At 46.1% G+C, this 19094-nt stretch carries 19 protein-coding genes and 1 tRNA gene; 5 read left to right on the top strand and 15 right to left on the bottom strand.

Annotated features, from left to right (window positions below; all coding sequences use genetic code 11):
• Positions 1-68 precede the first annotated feature (68 nt).
• Entirely contained in the window at positions 69-1424 is a 1356-nt protein-coding gene (locus H6F63_RS20600) for a GTP-binding protein (protein ID WP_199298187.1), read from the bottom strand.
• Between the two features lie 233 nt (positions 1425-1657).
• Between H6F63_RS20600 and H6F63_RS20595 the strand changes: the two genes are divergently transcribed.
• Together H6F63_RS20595 and H6F63_RS20590 are read left to right on the top strand one after the other, a co-directional pair.
• Positions 1658-1888, top strand: a complete 231-nt coding sequence (locus H6F63_RS20595) for a DUF433 domain-containing protein (protein ID WP_190639338.1) — start codon at positions 1658-1660, stop codon at positions 1886-1888.
• Positions 1885-2250, top strand: a complete 366-nt coding sequence (locus H6F63_RS20590; RefSeq protein ID WP_190639337.1) for a DUF5615 family PIN-like protein — start codon at positions 1885-1887, stop codon at positions 2248-2250. The genes H6F63_RS20595 and H6F63_RS20590 overlap by 4 nt, the downstream gene beginning before the upstream one ends.
• A 96-nt stretch (positions 2251-2346) precedes the next feature.
• On the opposite strand, the gene H6F63_RS20585 is transcribed toward H6F63_RS20590, so the two are convergent.
• Together H6F63_RS20585 and H6F63_RS20580 are read right to left on the bottom strand one after the other, a co-directional pair.
• Positions 2347-2772, bottom strand: coding sequence for an FxLYD domain-containing protein (locus H6F63_RS20585; protein ID WP_190639336.1), 426 nt, complete (start codon positions 2770-2772; stop codon positions 2347-2349).
• A 169-nt stretch (positions 2773-2941) separates the two neighbouring features.
• Positions 2942-4363, bottom strand: coding sequence for an NAD(P)/FAD-dependent oxidoreductase (locus tag H6F63_RS20580; protein WP_190639335.1), 1422 nt, complete (start codon positions 4361-4363; stop codon positions 2942-2944).
• A gap of 14 nt (positions 4364-4377) precedes the next feature.
• Here H6F63_RS20580 and H6F63_RS31135 point away from each other — a divergent pair, with 14 nt between their 5' ends.
• Positions 4378-6282, top strand: coding sequence for a right-handed parallel beta-helix repeat-containing protein (locus tag H6F63_RS31135; protein ID WP_190639334.1), 1905 nt, complete (start codon positions 4378-4380; stop codon positions 6280-6282).
• Between the two features lie 213 nt (positions 6283-6495).
• On the opposite strand, the gene H6F63_RS20570 is transcribed toward H6F63_RS31135, so the two are convergent.
• The 9 genes from H6F63_RS20570 to H6F63_RS20530 all read right to left on the bottom strand — a co-directional run bounded on the left by H6F63_RS20570 (position 6496) and on the right by H6F63_RS20530 (position 14237).
• The gene (locus H6F63_RS20570; protein ID WP_190639333.1) at positions 6496-8010 is read right to left on the bottom strand and encodes a DUF697 domain-containing protein; all 1515 of its coding nucleotides are present in this window, start codon (positions 8008-8010) and stop codon (positions 6496-6498) included.
• A gap of 92 nt (positions 8011-8102) precedes the next feature.
• Positions 8103-8176, bottom strand: a tRNA-Met gene (locus tag H6F63_RS20565).
• Between the two features lie 49 nt (positions 8177-8225).
• Positions 8226-9179, bottom strand: coding sequence for an asparaginase (locus H6F63_RS20560; protein ID WP_190639332.1), 954 nt, complete (start codon positions 9177-9179; stop codon positions 8226-8228).
• A 147-nt stretch (positions 9180-9326) separates the two neighbouring features.
• Positions 9327-9827 carry a CGLD27 family protein gene (locus tag H6F63_RS20555; protein WP_190639331.1) on the bottom strand — a complete coding sequence of 167 codons (501 nt, stop codon included), beginning with the start codon at positions 9825-9827 and terminating at the stop codon, positions 9327-9329.
• A gap of 4 nt (positions 9828-9831) precedes the next feature.
• Positions 9832-10311 (bottom strand): ribosome silencing factor, encoded by a 480-nt coding sequence (gene rsfS, locus H6F63_RS20550; RefSeq protein WP_190639330.1) that lies wholly within the window; start codon positions 10309-10311, stop codon positions 9832-9834.
• Positions 10312-10464: 153 nt separating this feature from the next.
• Positions 10465-11085 carry a bis(5'-nucleosyl)-tetraphosphatase (symmetrical) YqeK gene (yqeK, locus tag H6F63_RS20545; RefSeq protein ID WP_190639329.1) on the bottom strand — a complete coding sequence of 207 codons (621 nt, stop codon included), beginning with the start codon at positions 11083-11085 and terminating at the stop codon, positions 10465-10467.
• Between the two features lie 161 nt (positions 11086-11246).
• A complete protein-coding gene (locus H6F63_RS20540; RefSeq protein ID WP_190639328.1) occupies positions 11247-12476 on the bottom strand; it encodes a glycosyltransferase family 4 protein in 1230 nt (409 codons plus the stop codon).
• 287 nt (positions 12477-12763) lie between these two features.
• The gene (locus tag H6F63_RS20535; RefSeq protein WP_190417888.1) at positions 12764-13216 is read right to left on the bottom strand and encodes an ATP-binding protein; all 453 of its coding nucleotides are present in this window, start codon (positions 13214-13216) and stop codon (positions 12764-12766) included.
• Positions 13217-13238: 22 nt separating this feature from the next.
• On the bottom strand, positions 13239-14237 hold the full coding sequence (locus tag H6F63_RS20530; protein WP_190417886.1) for an anti-sigma factor antagonist: 999 nt from the start codon (positions 14235-14237) through the stop codon (positions 13239-13241).
• Positions 14238-14536: 299 nt separating this feature from the next.
• Here H6F63_RS20530 and H6F63_RS20525 point away from each other — a divergent pair, with 299 nt between their 5' ends.
• A complete protein-coding gene (locus H6F63_RS20525) occupies positions 14537-15325 on the top strand; it encodes a 7-carboxy-7-deazaguanine synthase QueE (protein WP_190417884.1) in 789 nt (262 codons plus the stop codon).
• Between the two features lie 225 nt (positions 15326-15550).
• Positions 15551-17026: an esterase-like activity of phytase family protein gene (locus tag H6F63_RS20520; protein ID WP_190639327.1), complete on the top strand. Its 1476-nt coding sequence runs from the start codon at positions 15551-15553 to the stop codon at positions 17024-17026.
• Positions 17027-17102: 76 nt separating this feature from the next.
• Here H6F63_RS20520 and H6F63_RS20515 read toward each other — a convergent pair whose 3' ends face one another.
• From H6F63_RS20515 to H6F63_RS20505, 3 genes are all read right to left on the bottom strand, one after another.
• Positions 17103-17747, bottom strand: a complete 645-nt coding sequence (locus tag H6F63_RS20515) for a DUF3318 domain-containing protein (protein WP_190435492.1) — start codon at positions 17745-17747, stop codon at positions 17103-17105.
• A 79-nt stretch (positions 17748-17826) separates the two neighbouring features.
• The gene (locus H6F63_RS20510; RefSeq protein WP_190435701.1) at positions 17827-18384 is read right to left on the bottom strand and encodes a hypothetical protein; all 558 of its coding nucleotides are present in this window, start codon (positions 18382-18384) and stop codon (positions 17827-17829) included.
• A 161-nt stretch (positions 18385-18545) separates the two neighbouring features.
• Entirely contained in the window at positions 18546-18779 is a 234-nt protein-coding gene (locus H6F63_RS20505) for a hypothetical protein (RefSeq protein WP_199298185.1), read from the bottom strand.
• Between the last annotated feature and the right edge of the window lie 315 nt (positions 18780-19094).

Here is a 19094-nt window from a genome sequence, read left to right as displayed (position 1 = left end):
CTGCTCAAACTAGCCTTTGCGTTGGCAGGCTTTGTTTTGCTTCGCGACATGAATGTATAGCCACAATCTTAGTCGTTCGGCATTCCCAGGTTTTGCTGTAATTCCTGGCGCAAGCGATAGAGAATTGTATTCGGTTCTACTTGGCTGAGAATCTCTTGAATCACAGTATTAGCTCCCAGTTGTCCCCAGGTGCAGCCTTGTTCTAGATAAGCCTGCGCCGCACGACCGACCGCGTAAGCTCCGTATCCGGCGATACCAGCTTGCGCGATCGCCGCGGAGCCATAAGCAGTAAGATTAGTTGCATTCTCACCACTAGCGACAGCAGCAACACTCTTCCCCAACCCAAAAACGATACTTGTACCGAGTTCACCCAGCAGCAAGCCACCAGAACTCAATAGAATTGTTTTCAGAAGCTTGCCAGCTTCATATCCAGTCATGGGAAGACCGTACAACCTCGCTAGAGAGCGGATGAGAGCCAAATCCGCAACCGTTCCCCCCAAAACGTCCAAAATAGCAATCGGATTAAGGGCGACGGCGAGAGCCTTGTATCTGACGAAACTCCAAATCAACTTTTCTGCATCAGCGTCAAGCGCTGCTACAGTTTTTTCGGCAATATTCGCCTCAGCAACTCTTGCTTGAACTAAAGCATTGAGAGCTAAAAGCGATCGCCCTTCCCGATTTAAAATATTCAAAATCTTCTGCTTCAACTCGTCTACTTGTGGCGGCGGCGTTTCCCATTCATAACTTACACGACCATCAGGCCATTCAACGCGCACTGAAAGCGGTGCAGGTTCCGCCGCCACCATTACAATTTCATCCTCTTCTAAAGGCCTGGTTAATTGCGTCTCCAAGCTACCAGCACCCAGTTGTTGCAAATTGCGATAAATTGTTTTTCGGTCTATCTCAGGATATAAATCTATCTTGTTAAAGACCAAAATTAATGGTTTCTGAGTTTGGCGCAATTCGCAAAGCGCCTGATATTCAGTTCGCGTGATATCACCAGAAACTACAAACAAAATTAAGTCAGCTTGACGCGCTACACCCCGCGCCATTTCTGCGCGTGCTTGTCCCTGAATTTCATCCAATCCAGGCGTATCAATTAGCTCCACCTGCACTTTACTATTAGTGCTAGGTGTCCACCGCACCGACCGAGGCCACTGAGTCACGCCATTGAGGGGGCCTGTTTGTAAAATCTTTTCTCCCATCAAGGCGTTTAAAACCGCCGACTTACCGCGACTAACTAAACCAAAAGCAGCAATGTGAATAACGCTAGAGTCTAGCTTTTCTAAACTATTCGTCAAAACTTCTAGTTCAGTTTGCAACGCTGCTGTCGGGGAATGGGGTTTTACCCGTGCTTTGGAAGAATACCAGGATAGTGCTTGTCGTAAACTAGCACGAGCGCGGTTGATGTGAGTTTCTTGCAGGTTGGTACGTGCTGGCTTTGTCTGACGGTCAGCAGCTGCATTAGTTTGGGACGATTGAGGATTCAAGGCTACATAGAACCAGAGGCTACAGATCCATTTTCGTTTAATTACAGTTCGGATGCGATCGCTCTGGATTGGGAAAGTATACAATCAAGAGCGCATTTCTACAGATCAAGTGCAAGAAGCGATCGTACTATTGACATAGCGGTAAAATATCTAAACATAAAACAGGAATGAAACAACTAGCTAGAATAACGCTTAATCCCGAAGTAATGGGGGGAAAACCTTGCATTCGGGGTTTGCGGGTGACAGTTGGTACAGTAATCGGGTTGATGGCATCTGGTTATTGTACAGAGGATATTTTGAAGGCATATCCCTATCTGGAAGCGGAAGACTTGCGCGAGGCTTTGGCTTATGCTGCGTGGCGTGTTGAAGAAACGGAATTGCCTCTAGTTCGGGCATGAAAATTCTGATTGACATGAATCTTTCACCCGACTGGGTGCAGGTCTTTGAAAAATACGAATTAGAGTCAGTTCATTGGTCTACAGTTGGCGATCCGCGTGCAACAGATCGCACAATTATGGATTGGGCAAGGGATAACGGATATGTTGTTTTTACACACGATCTGGATTTTGGGGCAATGCTAGCAGCTACTCAGGCTGAAAGCCCCAGTGTCATACAGGTTCGCACTCAGAATACTTTGCCGTCGTATTTGGAAAATGTGGTAATTGATGTGTTGCGTCAGTTTGAATCAGTTCTTGAGTCCGGTGCTTTAATTATTGTGGATGAGGGTCGTTCTAGAGTGCGAATTCTGCCTTTAATTTAGTATTTCATAGTAGCGATCGCGCGATCGCTTCTTGCTGCGTGTAGCTATTAAAGCAGATGATTCCCACAGCCGCATTCAACTCAGCAGCCCAGCAGGTTACTTACTCCACTCCACAAAAGTAGGTTGTACCTTTGTACCCTTCGCCGTTACCCCACTAAATGAGGCGGAAGCACCAGGGGGAACAGTTGCAGGTTGAGCCAAGATGAAGCCATTATCTATTAGATTGCCTTTGCGATCGCGTACTTCATAGTTGACTTTGATATTTTGCACTATATCGCCAGTTTGATTAGTAAGTCGTCCCTCTAGCAAATTACCATCATATTTCACATTACTGATAGGCATTCTGGCAGCTTCAGCATCAACTGCACTTAGTCTAGGTGGATTAATTGGAGGAGTATTTTGTTTGCACAAAGCACCTAAATTCACAGTTCTGCCATCAGCAGTTTGCATATAGCAAGCTAATGAATCAGTCGGTGATTGTGCAACCAACCCAGATGCAGTGAAAAAAGAAAGTAATAACAATGATATAATTGTTGTTGAGCGCCCAAGTTTTACCATAATATTTTTTACGTATTATTCATATCTTGCACTATTTTTAATAATCTGGAGGCTGAGCCTGGTAAGGAGAATTAGCCTGCAAAGGCAGGCTTTGTTTGTGTAGCGCCAGACTAAAGTCTGAGCGCACTTTTTCTTAAGGGATTGCCAGTCTCCGATTAACACGGCGACGAGTTCTGAGAGTGTCATCTATTCTGGCTTTCTGTGCCGCTGCACTAGCTGTCAAACTTAAATCTTGCATAATTCTCCAAGCAGCAAGTTCACCAGTTGCACAGCCACCTTCCATGTAACCTTGCGCCGCTAAAGAGCAATGTTCGCCAGCAAAAAAGAGATTGCCTACACGCTCTCTTTCTGCACCAGCAATTGTACTATATTGCCCGACTAACCAACAGGAATAAGAACCACGACTATAACGTTCTCCAGGCCAATAAGCTCGAATTGCTTCGCCTTGTCGCTTAGCAGTAATTCCGGGGAAAATTCGCTCTAATTGCGGTAATAATATTTGAGCTTGAGTTTCCGGAGTTCCACCCCCCAAAGCTACACCGTTGCTTCCGCCTGTATAGTTAGTTATGAAACCGCTAGTACCAGGGGCGTAACGAGTTGGTTCCCAGCTAGATTGAAATCCTAAATCTGTATATACTGCTGCGGTTGAATTATAGCGAGTGCGCCAGATTCTTTCCTGGTAGGCTGTGATTAATTTAGAATTAGTACCATAGCCTAATTGAGCGATCGCTAACTTTTTCGCAGGCGGTAAATCAACAGCTAGGGGAATTTGTCGCAGGACGCTAAAAGGCAACGTTAATAAAACTCGTTCATAAATGCGATCGAAAGCGCTTGCTCCCGATCGTAAACTTACTTGGTAGCGACCATCAGGAAGGGTGCGAATTGTATCTAAGGCTGTCCCTAATTGGATAAAAGGTGATAATCTCGCCGCGAGTCTTTGGGGGACTTGTTCGTTACCTCCGACGACATGAAAACGTTCATCACTGAACCCGTAGACGCTAAAATCTTTTGGCAAAGGCTCATAAAAGAAAAACAATAAATTTAAACAAGATTGTTCTTCTGGTTCTCTCCCAAATTCTGTGGTGTAAGCTAACCGAATCATTTGCCGCAAAATTGGGCTGATTGGTGCAGAGTTTAAATATTGAGCGATTGAGGTACGGTCTAAATTAAGCCCCGCCTGATTGTATGATTTGTAGGTGACTCCATCGCCAATTGCTGCTAAATCCTGAGATATCTTCTGCGCCAAAGGTACGAAAAAATTAGCAACATCGGTGAGAGTATATTTTGTTCCTTGAAAATACCAAGTTTCTTCTACTAACCCGCGATCGCTAGGTTTCAGGTTAATCGCGGTTAAGCCGAGTTCGCTGACAAGACGGCGCATGAAAGTATGACCGGAGTCGATAAATTCTCCGCCGAGTTCTACGGTGGTAGCGGTTCCGGCAGCGTTGGGTAAACTACGCATTCGTCCGCCGATGCGGTTGTTCGCCTCGACGATATCGACAGGAACACCAGTTAGCCGACGAATCGATCCCCCAGGGGGACAGCAACGAAGCAAGAATTTCCGAAGATGTGAGTTTCAGTCCCCGTTTTAAAGTTGGTTACAGCACATCAGGTGCTGGTTTTGATGCGTTTACCAGCTTCGAGGGTTTTGTTCCCCTATTGCAAACTGTGGAAAGCAACCTGACGTTTTTGGAAGGACGGTTGCTTTGGTCAACAAATAATTCTACACTCGGCGGCAATGTATTATTGGGACACCGATTTTACAACTCGTCTGATAATAGAATCTTTGGCGGTTACGTTTGTTACGACAACCGCAACACGGGGAATGCTGTTTTTAACCAACTCGGTACGGGTTTTGAAAGTTTGGGTGAAAACTGGGATTTCCGAATTAACGCCTATATTCCTGTTGGCGATACCCGACAAGTAGTGGAAGAAAATGTTTTTGATACGGGTTTGTCGGTTTCTGCGCCTTTTTTTGCCGGAAATTTTTTAAGCTTTGTAGGGGAGACTTCGCACCAAATTAACCGCCGTTTGGAAGCAGCAATGGCAGGATTTGATTTTGAGGCGGGGGCAAAAATAGCGAGTTTGGGCGATTCTGGTGACATCAGAGGCTATGCTGGGCTGTATTATTATGATGCGAATGGTAGCGATGAAATTCTCGGCTGGCGCACCCGCTTAGAAGTGCGTCCAACTGATAGTTTAAGGTTGGGTTTGTCGGTTCAAGATGACGCAACTTTTGGCACTAATGTTGTGTTGAGTGTGGCGGGAAATTTTCCCGGAAGCCGCCCCAGAGGTAGCAAAAATCAAACATTAGCAAGAATGGGGGAGTCGGTAGCGCGTCAAGTTAATATTGTTGTTGATGAACAATTTGAGTCTGAGACGATACGCGATCGCTTCACAGTTCTGGCAACTAATCCCAACACCAATGAGCCATATTTCTTCCAGCACGTTAACTTAGATGCACAGGTAGGAAATGGTACTTTTGAGCTTCCATTTGCTACGCTACAAGATGCGCTAAATGTAGCTAAGTCTGACAATATTATTTATGTGCAACCTGGTAAAAATTATACTGAAATTCCCGCCTTCACTCTCCCCAATAATGTAGCGTTATTGTCAACTGCCCCTGTGCAAAATATTAATGGTGTAGTATTACCGCTTTCTGGTGCTGGGGTACAGCCTATAGTTACAGGAGGTGTCACTTTAGGGAATAATAACACCATTTCTGGGTTTGCGATCGCTAACCCCAACGGCGCTGGCATCACTGGAAATAACATCAGCAACCCCACAATTCGAGAGAATGCGATCGCCAACACAGCAACTGACGGCATCCGATTAGATAATCCTACTGGCAAAGTTACTATTTCCAACAACAACTTTTCTAATATTGATGGTAATGGCATTAGTATCAACACTGCCATTACTCAATCCGAGTTAGTCATAGATTCAAATATCATTACCCGCGACATTAGCGGTTTTGGTTTCACAGGAATTAAGATTGTAGCTGGTGATGATACCGTAACCACAGCCACAATTTCTAATAATCAAATTTCAGAAAGTATGTTTAGAGGTATTCAAATAGATGCTTTGGGCAATTCCCAAACTCGCCTGTTAGTCGAGTCTAATACTATTAGCGGGAGTCAATTTAATGGGATTACCATCAACGCCGATGAAAACGCCCAAATTTCTACAAGTGTCCGATTTAATACCCTGACAAACAATAATGTTGTGGGCGCTTTTGGAGGCGGCGAATTTGACGCGCAAACTTATAGTAACTCTTCCGTTTGCTTGCAACTTGATAATAATAAAAGCACACCGAGTACCAACGGTGAGGATTATAATTTAGCCAATAACAATGTTGGCGGTTCTACATTCCAAGTTGAGGATACACTGGCGACAAATACTGGCACTGTTACTGAGAATCCTGCACCATTAGACTTCCCCAAAGTACCGCGTGGAACTTGTAGCTTTCCGTAGGATTAAGAATGAAACCCGGTTTGCAACTATCCTAAAATAATACCGTAAGCGCGGGGGCAACGAGCTATCTAATGCTACAACTAGCGTTTGATCCCTTCAACCCCTTAAAAAGGGGGCTTTCTAAGATAAGCACATCGCGTGAATCAAGGTAATAATTAAAGCCCGTTTGTGCGGGCTTTGTTTGTGTAGCTGCATTCAGTCTGTCGGCGTTTTCTAACTTCCCGCGATCGCGCCTTGCTGTGACTCCGGCAAAATCCGCCCTACCGCTTGTTTCACGAAAGACTGCAAGAAAGCTGTGCGTTGATTTTGCTGAAAAACTCTTTGCAGGGTCTCTTTTAATTGGTCAATATTAAAAGGATGTCCCTCAGCGGTTATACTGGCTTCCTGCGCTTGGAAGTATTCAATCAAGCACATCCCTGCCAACCGAGTTAGATAGGCGGCGCTGACGCCCTGAACTGCACCTCCAGCGACAAAAGTGATGGCATTGCCTTTGAGAATACCGCCGATGGTTTGAGTAGAAAGTTCTACCAAACCAAGTTTAAGCATTAAGCTACCCATTGTTCCCGCCACTGTCTGGGCTTGCTGAAGGGAGAATTTCTGCTGATACATAGCACCCAAATCTATTACCATTTGGGCATTAATCGCCGCAGTTGCCAACAAGTCTAGGGCTGGTACGGGGTTTGCAAAAGCTGTAGCAGCTGCTATCCACTGGAATTGTTCAATTACAGGTAAGGCGCGATCGCGTCTTACCTCATTTAAGGCTGTTTTCGCCTCTGCTTTCAACACACCAGCTGTCCGGAAGGTAGTTGTCCACACCAACTGTTGACTTTCTTGGGCTAAAATCTCACTCAAGCGACCAGTCAGCACACTCATGTCTGGGGCTGGAGTTTCCATCCATTCTTGCACCGAACCATCAGAGGAATGCTGACGCACTTTTATTGGACTAGGAGAGGCAGCGATCGCTACTACATCCTCTGCCATCATCATTGATAGCATCCGTTGCCGCAACTGTTGCAACACAGTAGCGCCCTCTTCTGGCAAATATTGGTCTTGCTTGTTAAAAACCAAGACCGGGCGATGATTTGCTCTCACCAGCTGCTTTAATGTTTGATACTCTGGGTCTGTCAAATCGCCATTTGTGACAAATAGCACTAAATCTGACCTCTCCACGCTAGTCGCCACAACGGGGGGAAAATACGCAAGGCGCTGGTTTCCCAGCCCCTTCCCTTCAAGGGAAGGTGGTTGAATCATTAGGTCAGTCGCAGTAAATAAAGCTGGTGTCTCCTGCAAATCCAGTTTTTGCTGCTGTTGAGGAACCCAGTTTGACTTTAAAACTTGAATTAAGGTAGTTTTCCCTACCGCCTTCCCACCAGTAACAGCCAGGTGTATCTCTTGGCGATCTATTTCGGCTAGGAGTTGCCCAACTTGTTCTCGAAGTTTAGCATTGGTAACGCGACCTTCTGCTTCTGTCTCTAATTGAGTAATAACAGCTTGTGCTTGCGCGATCGCACTTTCCACCGTTTCCCTGTCTATCTTACCCATCTCTGGCAGCTTAGTTTCTTTAGCTGTCCTTCCAAACCACCAGAAACCAGTACCGACGGCTAAAGCGCCCAATATCCCCAACTCACCGAGATGTAATACCGAATGATGCAGACTCTGCAACATCCACAGCGATAATGATAAGCCTACTCCTCCCACCAAAACGGGTCGCCGCAAGTTGACAGCCATAAACAGTTAAATGTAATTCTGAATACTTGTTTACCAGCATAAAACAAAACCCTGCAACCGTTTCCGATTACAGGGTTTGTTTTACTAGTAAGTGGCGGGAAGTGGATTTGAACCACTGACCTTCGGGTTATGAGCCCGACGAGCTACCAGGCTGCTCTATCCCGCGTTGCCGCGTTCACTTATTTAATATAACACTAAATTCACGAATGTGACAACTAAAGCAAAGATAATTCTCCAACTACCTCTAAACGCTTGAATTTGCCCAGGCTCATAAAGTGTTCAGAGAGAGTTTCCGCCATTGTGGGGGTAATCCAGCCCATCTGCTTGAGTAAGTGAATGGCAACGGCATATTTAGCTCGTCCGGCACCATCCATCACCTTAATTGCCAGCCCCATGCCAACGCCTTCTCTACCGATGCACTCAATCCCTTCAGCACCGCCTTTGCTGACGATTTCCCCTTCGGTTAAGCGCATCAGTTCTGTATCAAATTCCCCTTCTCCTGCCACCAGAGTCGGGTGATGAGTCATAGCGCGGACGATGCGCTCCATATCCAAATTGTTACCAGAGGCAAGCTGAGCAAACAAGGTAGCCATTTGCCCCAGTTGCATGAAGTAGGTAGGAGCTCCACAATCATCGTGGGCGCTAATAAACTCTGCCGCAGGCATTCGCAGCAACTCGGCAACTTTGCCTAAAATTAGCTGCTGAACTGGGTGATTGCGCTGCAAATAGGTATTCAAAGGCCAATTTCTTGCCTGACAAACCGCGAGCATCCCCGCGTGTTTCCCGGAACAATTGTATTCCAGAGGACTCTTCTTGCCTGGTGGAATTGGACACTGGAGTGCCGAAGGATCGACATCACTGCGCCAAAGGATGTTAAACGCTTGCCTTATCTGCTGGGTAGTCCCCTTGTGAGAACTACAGATAATCGCTAAGTCTCGATCCGTCAGGTTGTAGCGTTCCAGGGTACCAGTGGTGGTGACTGCTAGTGCCTGAAATGGCTTGAGTGCGGAACGGACAAAAGCGGCTGTTTCTGCGCTACCCGCAACCGATAGTACGCGCCCCCGGTTGTCGCATACGACTGCTTGGGCGCGGTGTGTTGATTCGATAATGCCTTCGCGCAGCAACCGGACTTCGAGTTCTGCGGCTTGAGTTCTTTTTCCCCTTGTCATGGGTAAGACTTTAACATTTTTTGTCGATTGTCAGTAGTCATTTGTTCATTGTCAGTAGTGATTTGTTAGTTGGGGTTGGAACTGGGAAAGTTGTTAGAACCTCCTGCAACGTTTCAACTTGACAACTATTCTCTGAGCAATGAGTAATTACAAAAAGTTCCAGATTATGCCACCAGCAACGAAAAATAAGGCGAGGATGCCAAATGTTCGCTGCAAGCGCTGGAAAATCGGCTGGATTTGGTAGGTGACAATGAAGCGATCGCGTGCCAAAATCTCTTCGGGCTTCGTCCAGCATTGACCGTCATACCAGCCTGATTCCTCATAAAATACTGTAGAACTCGAAAGGCGCGATCGCACGTAAGACCAGCCTAAATATAGTCGCAACAGTGCGAATATGACTCCCACTGAAGCGATTGCCCCACCACAGAGGATAAACTTGCCTAGATACTTTCCCGGCGCAAAACTAGCCGCTGACAGTGGTGCTGCTATCATCCACGATATCCCCCAAAGCATCGCCAGCTTTTTGAGATAATCTCCCAAATCTTGCGTCACCCAGCAAAATAACCAGGAATCCTTCAACTCCTGGTACTCATTGATAGGTTGCTGTTCAGTTGGAACCGGGCAAACAGTAACTGTCGATTCCATCATTGTCTTATTCTCCCACTGGCTGGGATGCTGTGAACTCTATTCGTTCAGCGTGTCCCCAAAATGCTTCCAGATTATAAAACTCGCGCTCTGGAGGAAGCAAGATATGAACAATTACATCGCCGTAGTCCATGACTATCCAGCTGCCCTCTGCTTTTCCTTCCACACGTAGTGGTAGCCGTTGGCACTGTGTTTCCACCTTTTCTTCAATCGACTGCGCGATCGCCCTTACCTGTACCCTAGAGAATCCGGTAGCGATCGCGAAGTAATCTGCTAAATAGGATACCTCTGCCACATTTAGCAATACAATATCAGACGCTTTGCGGTCATCCGCTGCTGTGGCAACTGTCATTGCCAGTTCTTTAGAAGCGTTCTGCTTTTCTGCATTTACGGGACGCACGGGTAAACCATTCGTCCCTGTTCGGCTAGAGAGTAACGTTTCGTCTGTGCTGGGCGTTGTCGAATGTACCTTAAACTGTTCTGACATTAAATCCTTATTTCCTTGTTCAAAAACACCTATAAATTCGTCAACAATTGATTTAACTTACAGCCACCCTGACTAAATCCCCAATTATGAATTTTAAATTTCAAATTATGATTTTTGGGCTTCCCGCCTCAAGTTTCTCTAGCTTCCAACTTTTTAACTTTTCATCATTTCTTCTGCTGATTGCTGCTTTTTGCTAGCCATTTGCAATGCCCAATTCCGGGTACGGATCGTGCGCGGATGAATTAAGCAACGGGTATCTAGTAGATATTTCAGAGAATAATCGCAAACCAGCCAAACAGCTTTGTAGAGATTTTCCCAGGCAGCTTGTCTTAAAGCTTCTAACTCACGAGTATCGCCTCTACCTGGTTCTAGGCTATCAGCTAAAAATACGATACAACTCAAGTTACTCATCCCTGGTCTGCCCAAGGTGTGATCCTGAATTGCCTGCAAAATTTCTTCATCAAATATTCCAAATTTGTCTCTAGCTACAATTGCACTGACATCTGCGTGCAGCAAATGCGGATTCTCTTCCTCCACAGGGTCTATTTCCAGTCCTGCTTCCTGTGCCATTTGCAACAGTACAGAAGGCTTAAAATATTTAGCTAGGTCGTGCATCAAGCCGCTGGTTGCCGCTTTTTCGACATCAAGGTGATAATGCAGCGCTAGAGATGCAGCCATCTGCTCAACGCCCAGAATGTGTTTTATCCGAGCGGCAGGGACATTATCTGCTAACCAGGCTAAGACGCGATCGCGCTTAATTGCCACAAATTCCATAAAATAAACGGTAGATGCGTTGAACGACTACTCTGGCGAGAGCAAGAGCGGGTGCTTTTTTCCCAGCAGTTAGTAGGGCGTGATCAACGCCTTAGAGGTTCGCTTGCTGCGAGCATCGCACATAAATCCAAAAGCAACCGCCGCATTGCTCCCATTCTAGATCAATGCAACGAAACCTCGCCAAACAGCTTCTCATACCTGTCCAGAGCTGTATTGAAAGCATAATTTTCGATAGCGTACTCTCTGCCTTGCTTACCCAGCGCTTCGGCTTTGTCCGGATTTTTATACAAATCTAAAATTGCTGCCGCTAGAGCCTCGCTATCTTCCGGGGGTACGACAATACCACCTTTGCTCTGCTGCACTGCTTTAGCTGCCGTACCAGTAGAGGGAACAGAAGCTATTATCGGGCGACCGCTGGCTAATAACAGCTGGATTTTAGAAGGCATATTGAAGGAGATCACGTTTTCTTTTTGCATCACCATTCCAATATCAGCCGCCGCCAGCATTTGCGGCAGTTCTTTTCGCGGTTGAAATGGTAGCAGCAAAACGTTAGTAGCATCTATGTTTTGACGGTACAGCTCCAAATCTTGCAACGCTTTTTCCTCTCCCACAATTACAACAGCAATTTCTGGAATATGCTTGAGGCGAGCGGCTGCATCGATAAGGGCTGTCAAAGGTTGGGTGCGACCAATATTACCGGAGTAGAGAACAACAAATTTACCGTTAAGTTGATGAGCCTTACGGAAGGGACTATCTTCTTTTGGTAAGGGTTGGATAAAGTTAATATCAACCCAGTTGGGAATTAGTACAATTTTGTTTTCTTGGACACCTTTGCCCACCAAATTGTCAACAAACCCATCACTAATGACACTAATCTTAGTTGCACTCCAATAGGCAAATTTTTCCAGTCCTTCAAAGATGCGAATCATCCGTTTGTTTGTGAGCAGGCCTGTATGGACGGCTGCTTCCGGCAAAATATCCTGAAGATTTAATATCACTGGGCAACGATGCAACCATCCCAGCATCGCCGCCGGAACGGCAACTGGCAGGGGCGGCACAGTTAAAAGAATCACATCCGGGCGCAGACCTTTAAGAGCATGAACTAAGCTGATGAGGACAAAGCTGGCATCCAACATAATTCGATCCAACAAACCCGGATTAGGGCGAATCCAGACATAATTACGCTGAACTGCCACACCCTTTTTCTTTTCGGTCATGTACAATTTGCCCTTATATTCGTCGTATATGCGCCGTTGCGGATAGTTGGGCATGGCAGTGACAACACGCACTTCATGACCTTGTTGTACTAGACCTTCTGCTAGTTCGGTCATTAAAGGGGCAATGCCTATAGGTTCGGGATGGTAGTTATAGGAATAAATCAAAATCCGCATTTTTCTAGGTTCAACCAAATTTTGAGCGGAAAGCTTCTACCTAGTTTAATCGCGGCTAGTCCTATGTGGCAGCAATCGCGTATCCTGCTTGTAGTTGATTTCGCTCATAATCCGTAGCTAAGTGAAGTGTGTAGTTACTACAGACACACTCTTAACTGTAAATTGTTCCATATTTAATTTGCCTACCAAAAGCAGCTAAGAGCCTAGCTAAGACTGGATTTTTCCTTCTTGGCTTGTAAATGCCCTACTTTGGCTAGCTTACTACTGCGATCGCAGTAGTAAGCCACTCAGCGAAGGATTTTTCTTCGCATCAACAAGCAATTTCGCCGGTCACTCATCCGGATGTAACAAAGTTCATCCGTAAACTGTTGCATAAATATCAATCCCCTCCCCCCTTCATTTTCCAAGGGGTCAAAATCCTTTTGGTTTAATAATGAAAGCTTTGATTGCAGCTTTGCTTCTAAATCAAATCGCTCTCCGTAGTCCCAAATCCGCATTTCCAGGTAGCTAGCAAAAACTTTCACCTGGATTTCAATTGGAGTATTCTGCGGTAAGTCTTTGTGAGCATGGCGAACCGCATTGGTGAAGCCTTCTGTCAAGGCAACCTGACATTGCCACCATAATTCATAGGGCAGCAACGGTAGAGTAAGTTGCTCAAACCATTGCAAAACTTCTGTTAAAGCATTCAAATCCGTCTCAACCTGAAGACGGGACTGTACCAGGGGTTGTTCCTTTTGCATTAACAGAAGTAATTGGGGTTTCCTAATAAGCACCACTGTTTTTGCGAAATAAGATCAGGACAGTTTTAACAATTAGCTGGATATCGTAAATCAAGCTCCAGTTTTGCTGATAACGTAAATCTAAGCGGATTACGTCTTCAAAATTGCGTACTTGGCTTCGCCCATTTACCTGCCACTCCCCTGTCATACCGGGTTTCACATCTAAACGCTGCCATTCTGGCACTTCATAGCGCTCAACTTCATCCGGCGTAGGTGGTCTAGTGCCTACCAAACTCATCTCCCCTTTGAGTACATTCCAAAACTGAGGCAGTTCATCCAAACTACTCTTACGTAAAAAGCGACCCACCCGCGTCACTCGCGGATCGTTTTCATTCTTGAAAAATGCACCCGTAGCTTGGTTTTCGATTTTGTCTTTCAGTGCTTCCGCATTTACGCACATCGAGCGAAATTTCCAAACCCGAAACCGCCTACCCATCCAACCACAGCGAACCTGACTAAAGAAGATTGGCCCAGGATCGTCTACTTTTATGGCAATAACAATGGGGATAAACAAAATTGCTGAAATTACCAAACCTATCAGCGCCCCCACCACGTCAATACAACGCTTCACCCAGGAACGCACCGAAGGATGAGTTTCTGGTAGCTGTTTGTCTGACTTTTGTCCAGGTTTAGGTGTGGTGGCGTCTTTCGACTGCTCAATTGTCAAAACCTGATCCAGTCCCGTCATCGCCAAAACCGCCATCACTTGAGGATGGACGCTCCGGAGTACCAATTTTACTCCTTTGTCCCGCGCTACTTTTACATTACTAACCAGTGCGCCGACACCACTGCTATCTATAAATGTCGTCTGGCTCAAATCCAGAACTAATTGGTCGGTGACGGAACTCCCTTGCAAAAACTGCTGACAGCTTGTTTTAAAAGCCACTGCCTCCAGCACTGTGAGGCGAGGGGGCAGTTGCACTACAGGAGTTTCGTTGTAGAACGTAATCTGAAATTCTGCCTCTGGGTTGGGGCCTACCATGAAAACCTGGTACTAAGTTGCCACTTAATATTCTGAGCAATATTTTGCCTTAGTCAATTCAACTTCATCAAAAGTTTTTGTTAATTTTTTTTAATGCTTAAGAAATAATAATAAAAGTATATTTTTCTCTTTACAAAAATACAATAACCAAGCTTGTACTAGCTGACACCTTCACAGCAACAGCCGAGCCAAAGACAGAGTGGTTAATTGAGGCACTCCAGGCAGACAATAGATTGGTAGAGAGACACACTCAATGAGTACAGCGTGAGCGAGTTGCTTGCCCTCACGCTTTTTGCAACATGACCCCTAAAACCTCCGAATCCTCGAAGGCGCGGCTGATTGAAGTCTTTTCCGCTATTCAAGGCGAAGGACTCAACGTCGGCACCCGCCAGATATTCATCCGCTTTGCCCTCTGTGACCTCCGCTGTTACTTTTGCGATAGCGCCCATACCTGGCACACACCAGCCACCTGTAGCATCGAGCAGACACCCGGAGAGCGCGATTTTGAAACCCACTCCAATCCAGTAACTATCCCAATGTTACTGGATTGGATAAATCGGCAAAATCAACCAGGTCTGCACGATAGCATCAGCCTCACTGGTGGCGAACCCCTGCTTCATGCACCCTTTTTGGTAGAATTTTTGCCCCAGTTGCGCGACTTAACTAAATTGCCAATTTATCTAGAAACTGGCGGTCATCGCCCGGAACAGCTTGCAACAATTTTGCCCTATCTCGATTCTGTGGGCATGGATATTAAGCTGCCTAGTGTGAGCGGGGAAAGCTACTGGCAAACTCACGCGGAATTTCTCCAGCTTTGTTGGGACTCACAAGCTGAGGTTTTTGTCAAGCTAATTATTTCCAGTAAAACTGAGCCAGATGAGTTGGAACAGGCATCTGAGTTGGTAGCATCTGTTAGCCCTGGCATCCCGGCGTTTCTACAGCCAGTGACACCCCTGGAGATGCCTCATAGTATGGCAGTGCTTCCGCCAACGCCCCAGCAGGTTCTGGAGTGGCAGGTGTTGATGAAACGAAACCTTAAGCAGGTGCGAGTTGTGCCACAGACTCATAAAATGCTGGGGCAACTTTAAATTGTTCATGGTTTATTGGAAATTTCCAATGAACCATGAATAGTCCTGATTACTAAATCAGAGTGCTAAAAATACGGTGTTTGTATAAAGAATTGATAAAGAACCCAGAAATTTATGTGAAATTACGGTGTAGAAAATCGTCTTGAAGTATCACTTAAACTGTTCTAAATCTCTTCTTAAAAGAAACGCCTGATGCTGAGAAAGTAAAATTTCCTCGTTTTAGACATGATGCAAGCAAGGCATTGGCTTCGGGCGTTTAGTTGTTCCTTGGTGGTATCTGCGCTCTCTATCGCGGCAAATACTACCTCAGCTTACGCAGTTTCCCTAGAAAACACTCTGGCGATTCCGGGTGAAAGTACAGATTTATTCCCACTCAATGGTAGTAGTGGTGGTGCCAACATCAATCGCTTAGGTTTTTTCTCGGATATTTATTACGATCGCTACGAGAATGTTTACTACGGTTTGGGCGATCGCGGCGCAGGAGGCGGCGTCCTTTCCTATCAAACGCGGGTTCAGAAATTTTCTTTGGATGTTGACCCAAACACGGGGGCTATTAGCAATTTCAATGTGCTGAAGACAATTCTGTTTACTAAGGACGGTGAGAACTTCAATGGGTTGAACCCCACCCTACTCAACGGCGATGCTGGAAATCTCGGTCTTAGCTTTGACCCGGAGGGCTTTGCAGTTGCTCCTAATGGGAATTTCTACGTTTCAGATGAGTATGGCCCCTCTGTTTATGAGTTCAGCTCGACGGGTTCGTTCCTCAAAGCATTTACGACTCCAGAAAATATAGTTCCCAAAGTGGGAAGCGTCCCCAACTATGTTGATGGTCGGGGTACGATTACCAGCGGTCGCCAGGATAACCGAGGATTTGAGGGGGTGACTCTCAGTCCTGACGGTAGTAAACTGTTTGCGATGCTGCAAGACCCTTTAGTAAACGAGGGAAGCCCCGATGGACGACGCAGCCAGAATTTGAGAATTGTGGAATTTGATACGGCAACGCGATCGCCCGTCGCTCAATATATTTACCAGCTAGAAAGTCTTGCCGCTATTAATGATCGCATTCCGGGAACTGATGACGATTTTGGGCAAAATTCTCAAGGTCGCAATATTGGCATTAGCGCTATTACCGCCCTCAATAACAATGAGTTCTTGGTGCTGGAACGCGATAATCGCGGCGTAGGCGAAGCTGATCCTCTAGGTGAAGCCCCAGTAGCCAGTAAGCGCGTTTACAAAATTGATCTCACAGGTGCCACAGATGTCAGCAACATCAGCTTGGCAGGTACAAACACGCTACCAGCTGGCGTAACACCTGTTAGCAAGTCTCTGTTTCTTGACATTGCCGAACAGCTGAAAGCGGCTGGGCAGGTAATCCCTGAGAAGTTGGAAGGTTTGGCAATTGGGCCTCAACTCAAGGATGGTTCCTACGCAATTATACTAGGCACCGATAACGACTTTAGCGTTACTCAGGGAGATGCTGGTCAGCTGGATGTTTGCACTGATGGTACAGCCTTTAGTCTCGTCTCTATTGATAGCGGCTGTCCCTCTGGACAAAAATTGCTTCCTGCCTACCTCTACTCGTTTAAAGCTAGTGCTAAAGAGTTAGAGGGGTTTGTGCCGCCAGAAAAAGTGCCAGAACCAGCTGCAACTGTTGGGTTAATGCTACTGGGTTTTGGTGGTTTGTTGCTCCGGCGGCAATAAAAAGGCAAAAAATGAAGAATTCTTCAATCTCGTTACCAGGCCCAGCCTGGTAACGAGAATAACTTCGGCTTTCCGTTTAAGGTGTCGCCTCGCGTGAACCTTTTACTTTAGCTTTTGCTTTTGATGCACTGCGTTTGAGAGCAGTGAGTCGCGTTTCATATTTGTTACGTTGACGCTTACTAGGGGTTTGCTCAAGCAGAGCTTTCAAGGCGCTACCGAGACTTTTATAGGCATTGGGGAGAGAATAGCCGAAGCGGGTGGCTAGCGCGATCGCTTTCTCATCCGCTTCAATCATTTCTTTTACTTGCTTGTCCCCATTATTTTTCTGATAAAGTCGGTAGCCTGATACGCCACACAACGCCAAAGCTAACAACAGCAGCAACCCATCTTGTACCCAGAGTTCGCCCACTGCGCCACCTAAACCAATGGCTAGCGCCGCCATTTCCCAACCATCTCTGGGAATGGTGTCATTTTGAATCCGAGCGACTTCGTGCCAAAATAGCAAGTTGCGCTGATCGAGTGCCAATTGATCCCATTTCACCAGGTCAATTTGAATCTCGATTTGATCCTTGCCAATTTCTTCACAGCGGAGCAGGGGGGGATTTACCTCAGTCGTTCCCTCGACTGTTACCCAGCTTTGCAATTCTGGCGGCAGTAAAGTTTTTAAACGCCGGAGTTCACTCATCTCGGCTCTGGCAGAAGAGGTTACATAGGATGTCATAGTCCAGCCCCCGGAAGTTCGCTTCTCTACAGTAAGGGTATCATTTTGCAGTATAGCGATCTTCTGGCTACAAACAGATTTACTCGGAGGGGAATCTTCCCCGCTTCTTGCGAGCTTCCATTGCCTTCTCTAACATTTGTAGTAATCCTGGGGCTTCTTCTTGAAGGGTGAGTAATAATCTCTCTCCCATTTCTTGATCCCCTGGATCGACGCCTGTTTCCATCACTTCTTTGAGGCGAGGCACCGCTACATTATCCACAATTTGAACTAAACCTGCCAGACAGCGGTGAAATTGTCTTTCTGTGAGAATCGAATCTTCCAGGGGAAACTCAATGATGGCACGAATTTCACCATCGGTTGGGTCATACTCCCATTGCAGCATTTTGGTTTCCCAGGAAATGCAAAGCATTGTCTGGAGGATAGCTTCTTTGTAAGGATGGTCTTTAACTCCAGCTATAACTTGGGGAGCAAATAGTTTGAAGAACTCTCCCTCTTCATCTAGCTGGACAACAATTAAGAATTCTTCTACGTTTTCGGCTTGCACACCCGTCAGAATGCGGTAAGCTTCTTCGTCGATATGGTATTTCCAACCTTGGCTGTCTAGATACTTGGCAATCTGTTGTAGGGTAGTACCCATGAAAGTTCGCGACTCAGGGTGAGCAGGAGTAATCTGCACCAGTATAATATAACCCGCTACCGGACAACGGCATAGAGTTGCATAGCGACTACTGGCCTAGAAAAAGCGATCGCTCCTCACGGTGCTTTTGTCTTTTAATTGTCCTTGGTGGCGGAAGCGGTTTAAGTCCTGTGGTAAGAACGACCACCCAGGTATAAAGCTGCTGCTAAGGCTATCCCTGGCAATGTAATAGCTGCTGCCATAGGAGTGTTTAACCAACCGGGTTGCTGATATTGTTGCCGATAATAAGCAGATTTTAATCCACAAGGTTGAGCTTCACTTGCTGAAGCGAACAAAATGCCACTTGCGACAAGGGCGGTGGATGCGATCGCTGCCACTGAGGATTTTACTTTCATGAGAAGATTTTTCCTGCTTCGCACAATTTCCATTTATTGTAACTGGCTCTGACTGAAGTGGGATGCGATCGCGCAAATTCCCACCCTCGAAGACTCCTAAATCCAGCTAATCTGAGTCTTTGAGATCAGCCGCAATAAAAAAAGAGCGATCTGAATGCGATCGCTCCTAATATATCTCTTACAGCCCTCTCCGCTTGCAAAGCTACCGTGTACACACAAGTCGAACCTAGACTAGGATAAACCCCTGAAAGCAGCACTGATTATGGATAACCCAATTCTGATTCACGCCCAACAAATCAAAGGGACAGCTTTTGG

Origin of the sequence: Trichocoleus sp. FACHB-40, assembly GCF_014695915.1 — a bacterium.
In the GTDB taxonomy this organism is placed as follows: Bacteria; Cyanobacteriota; Cyanobacteriia; order Cyanobacteriales; family FACHB-T130; genus Funiculus; species Funiculus sociatus.
Note: the sequence above shows the minus strand (reverse complement) of the source record. Positions and strands in the feature narration are given on the sequence as shown.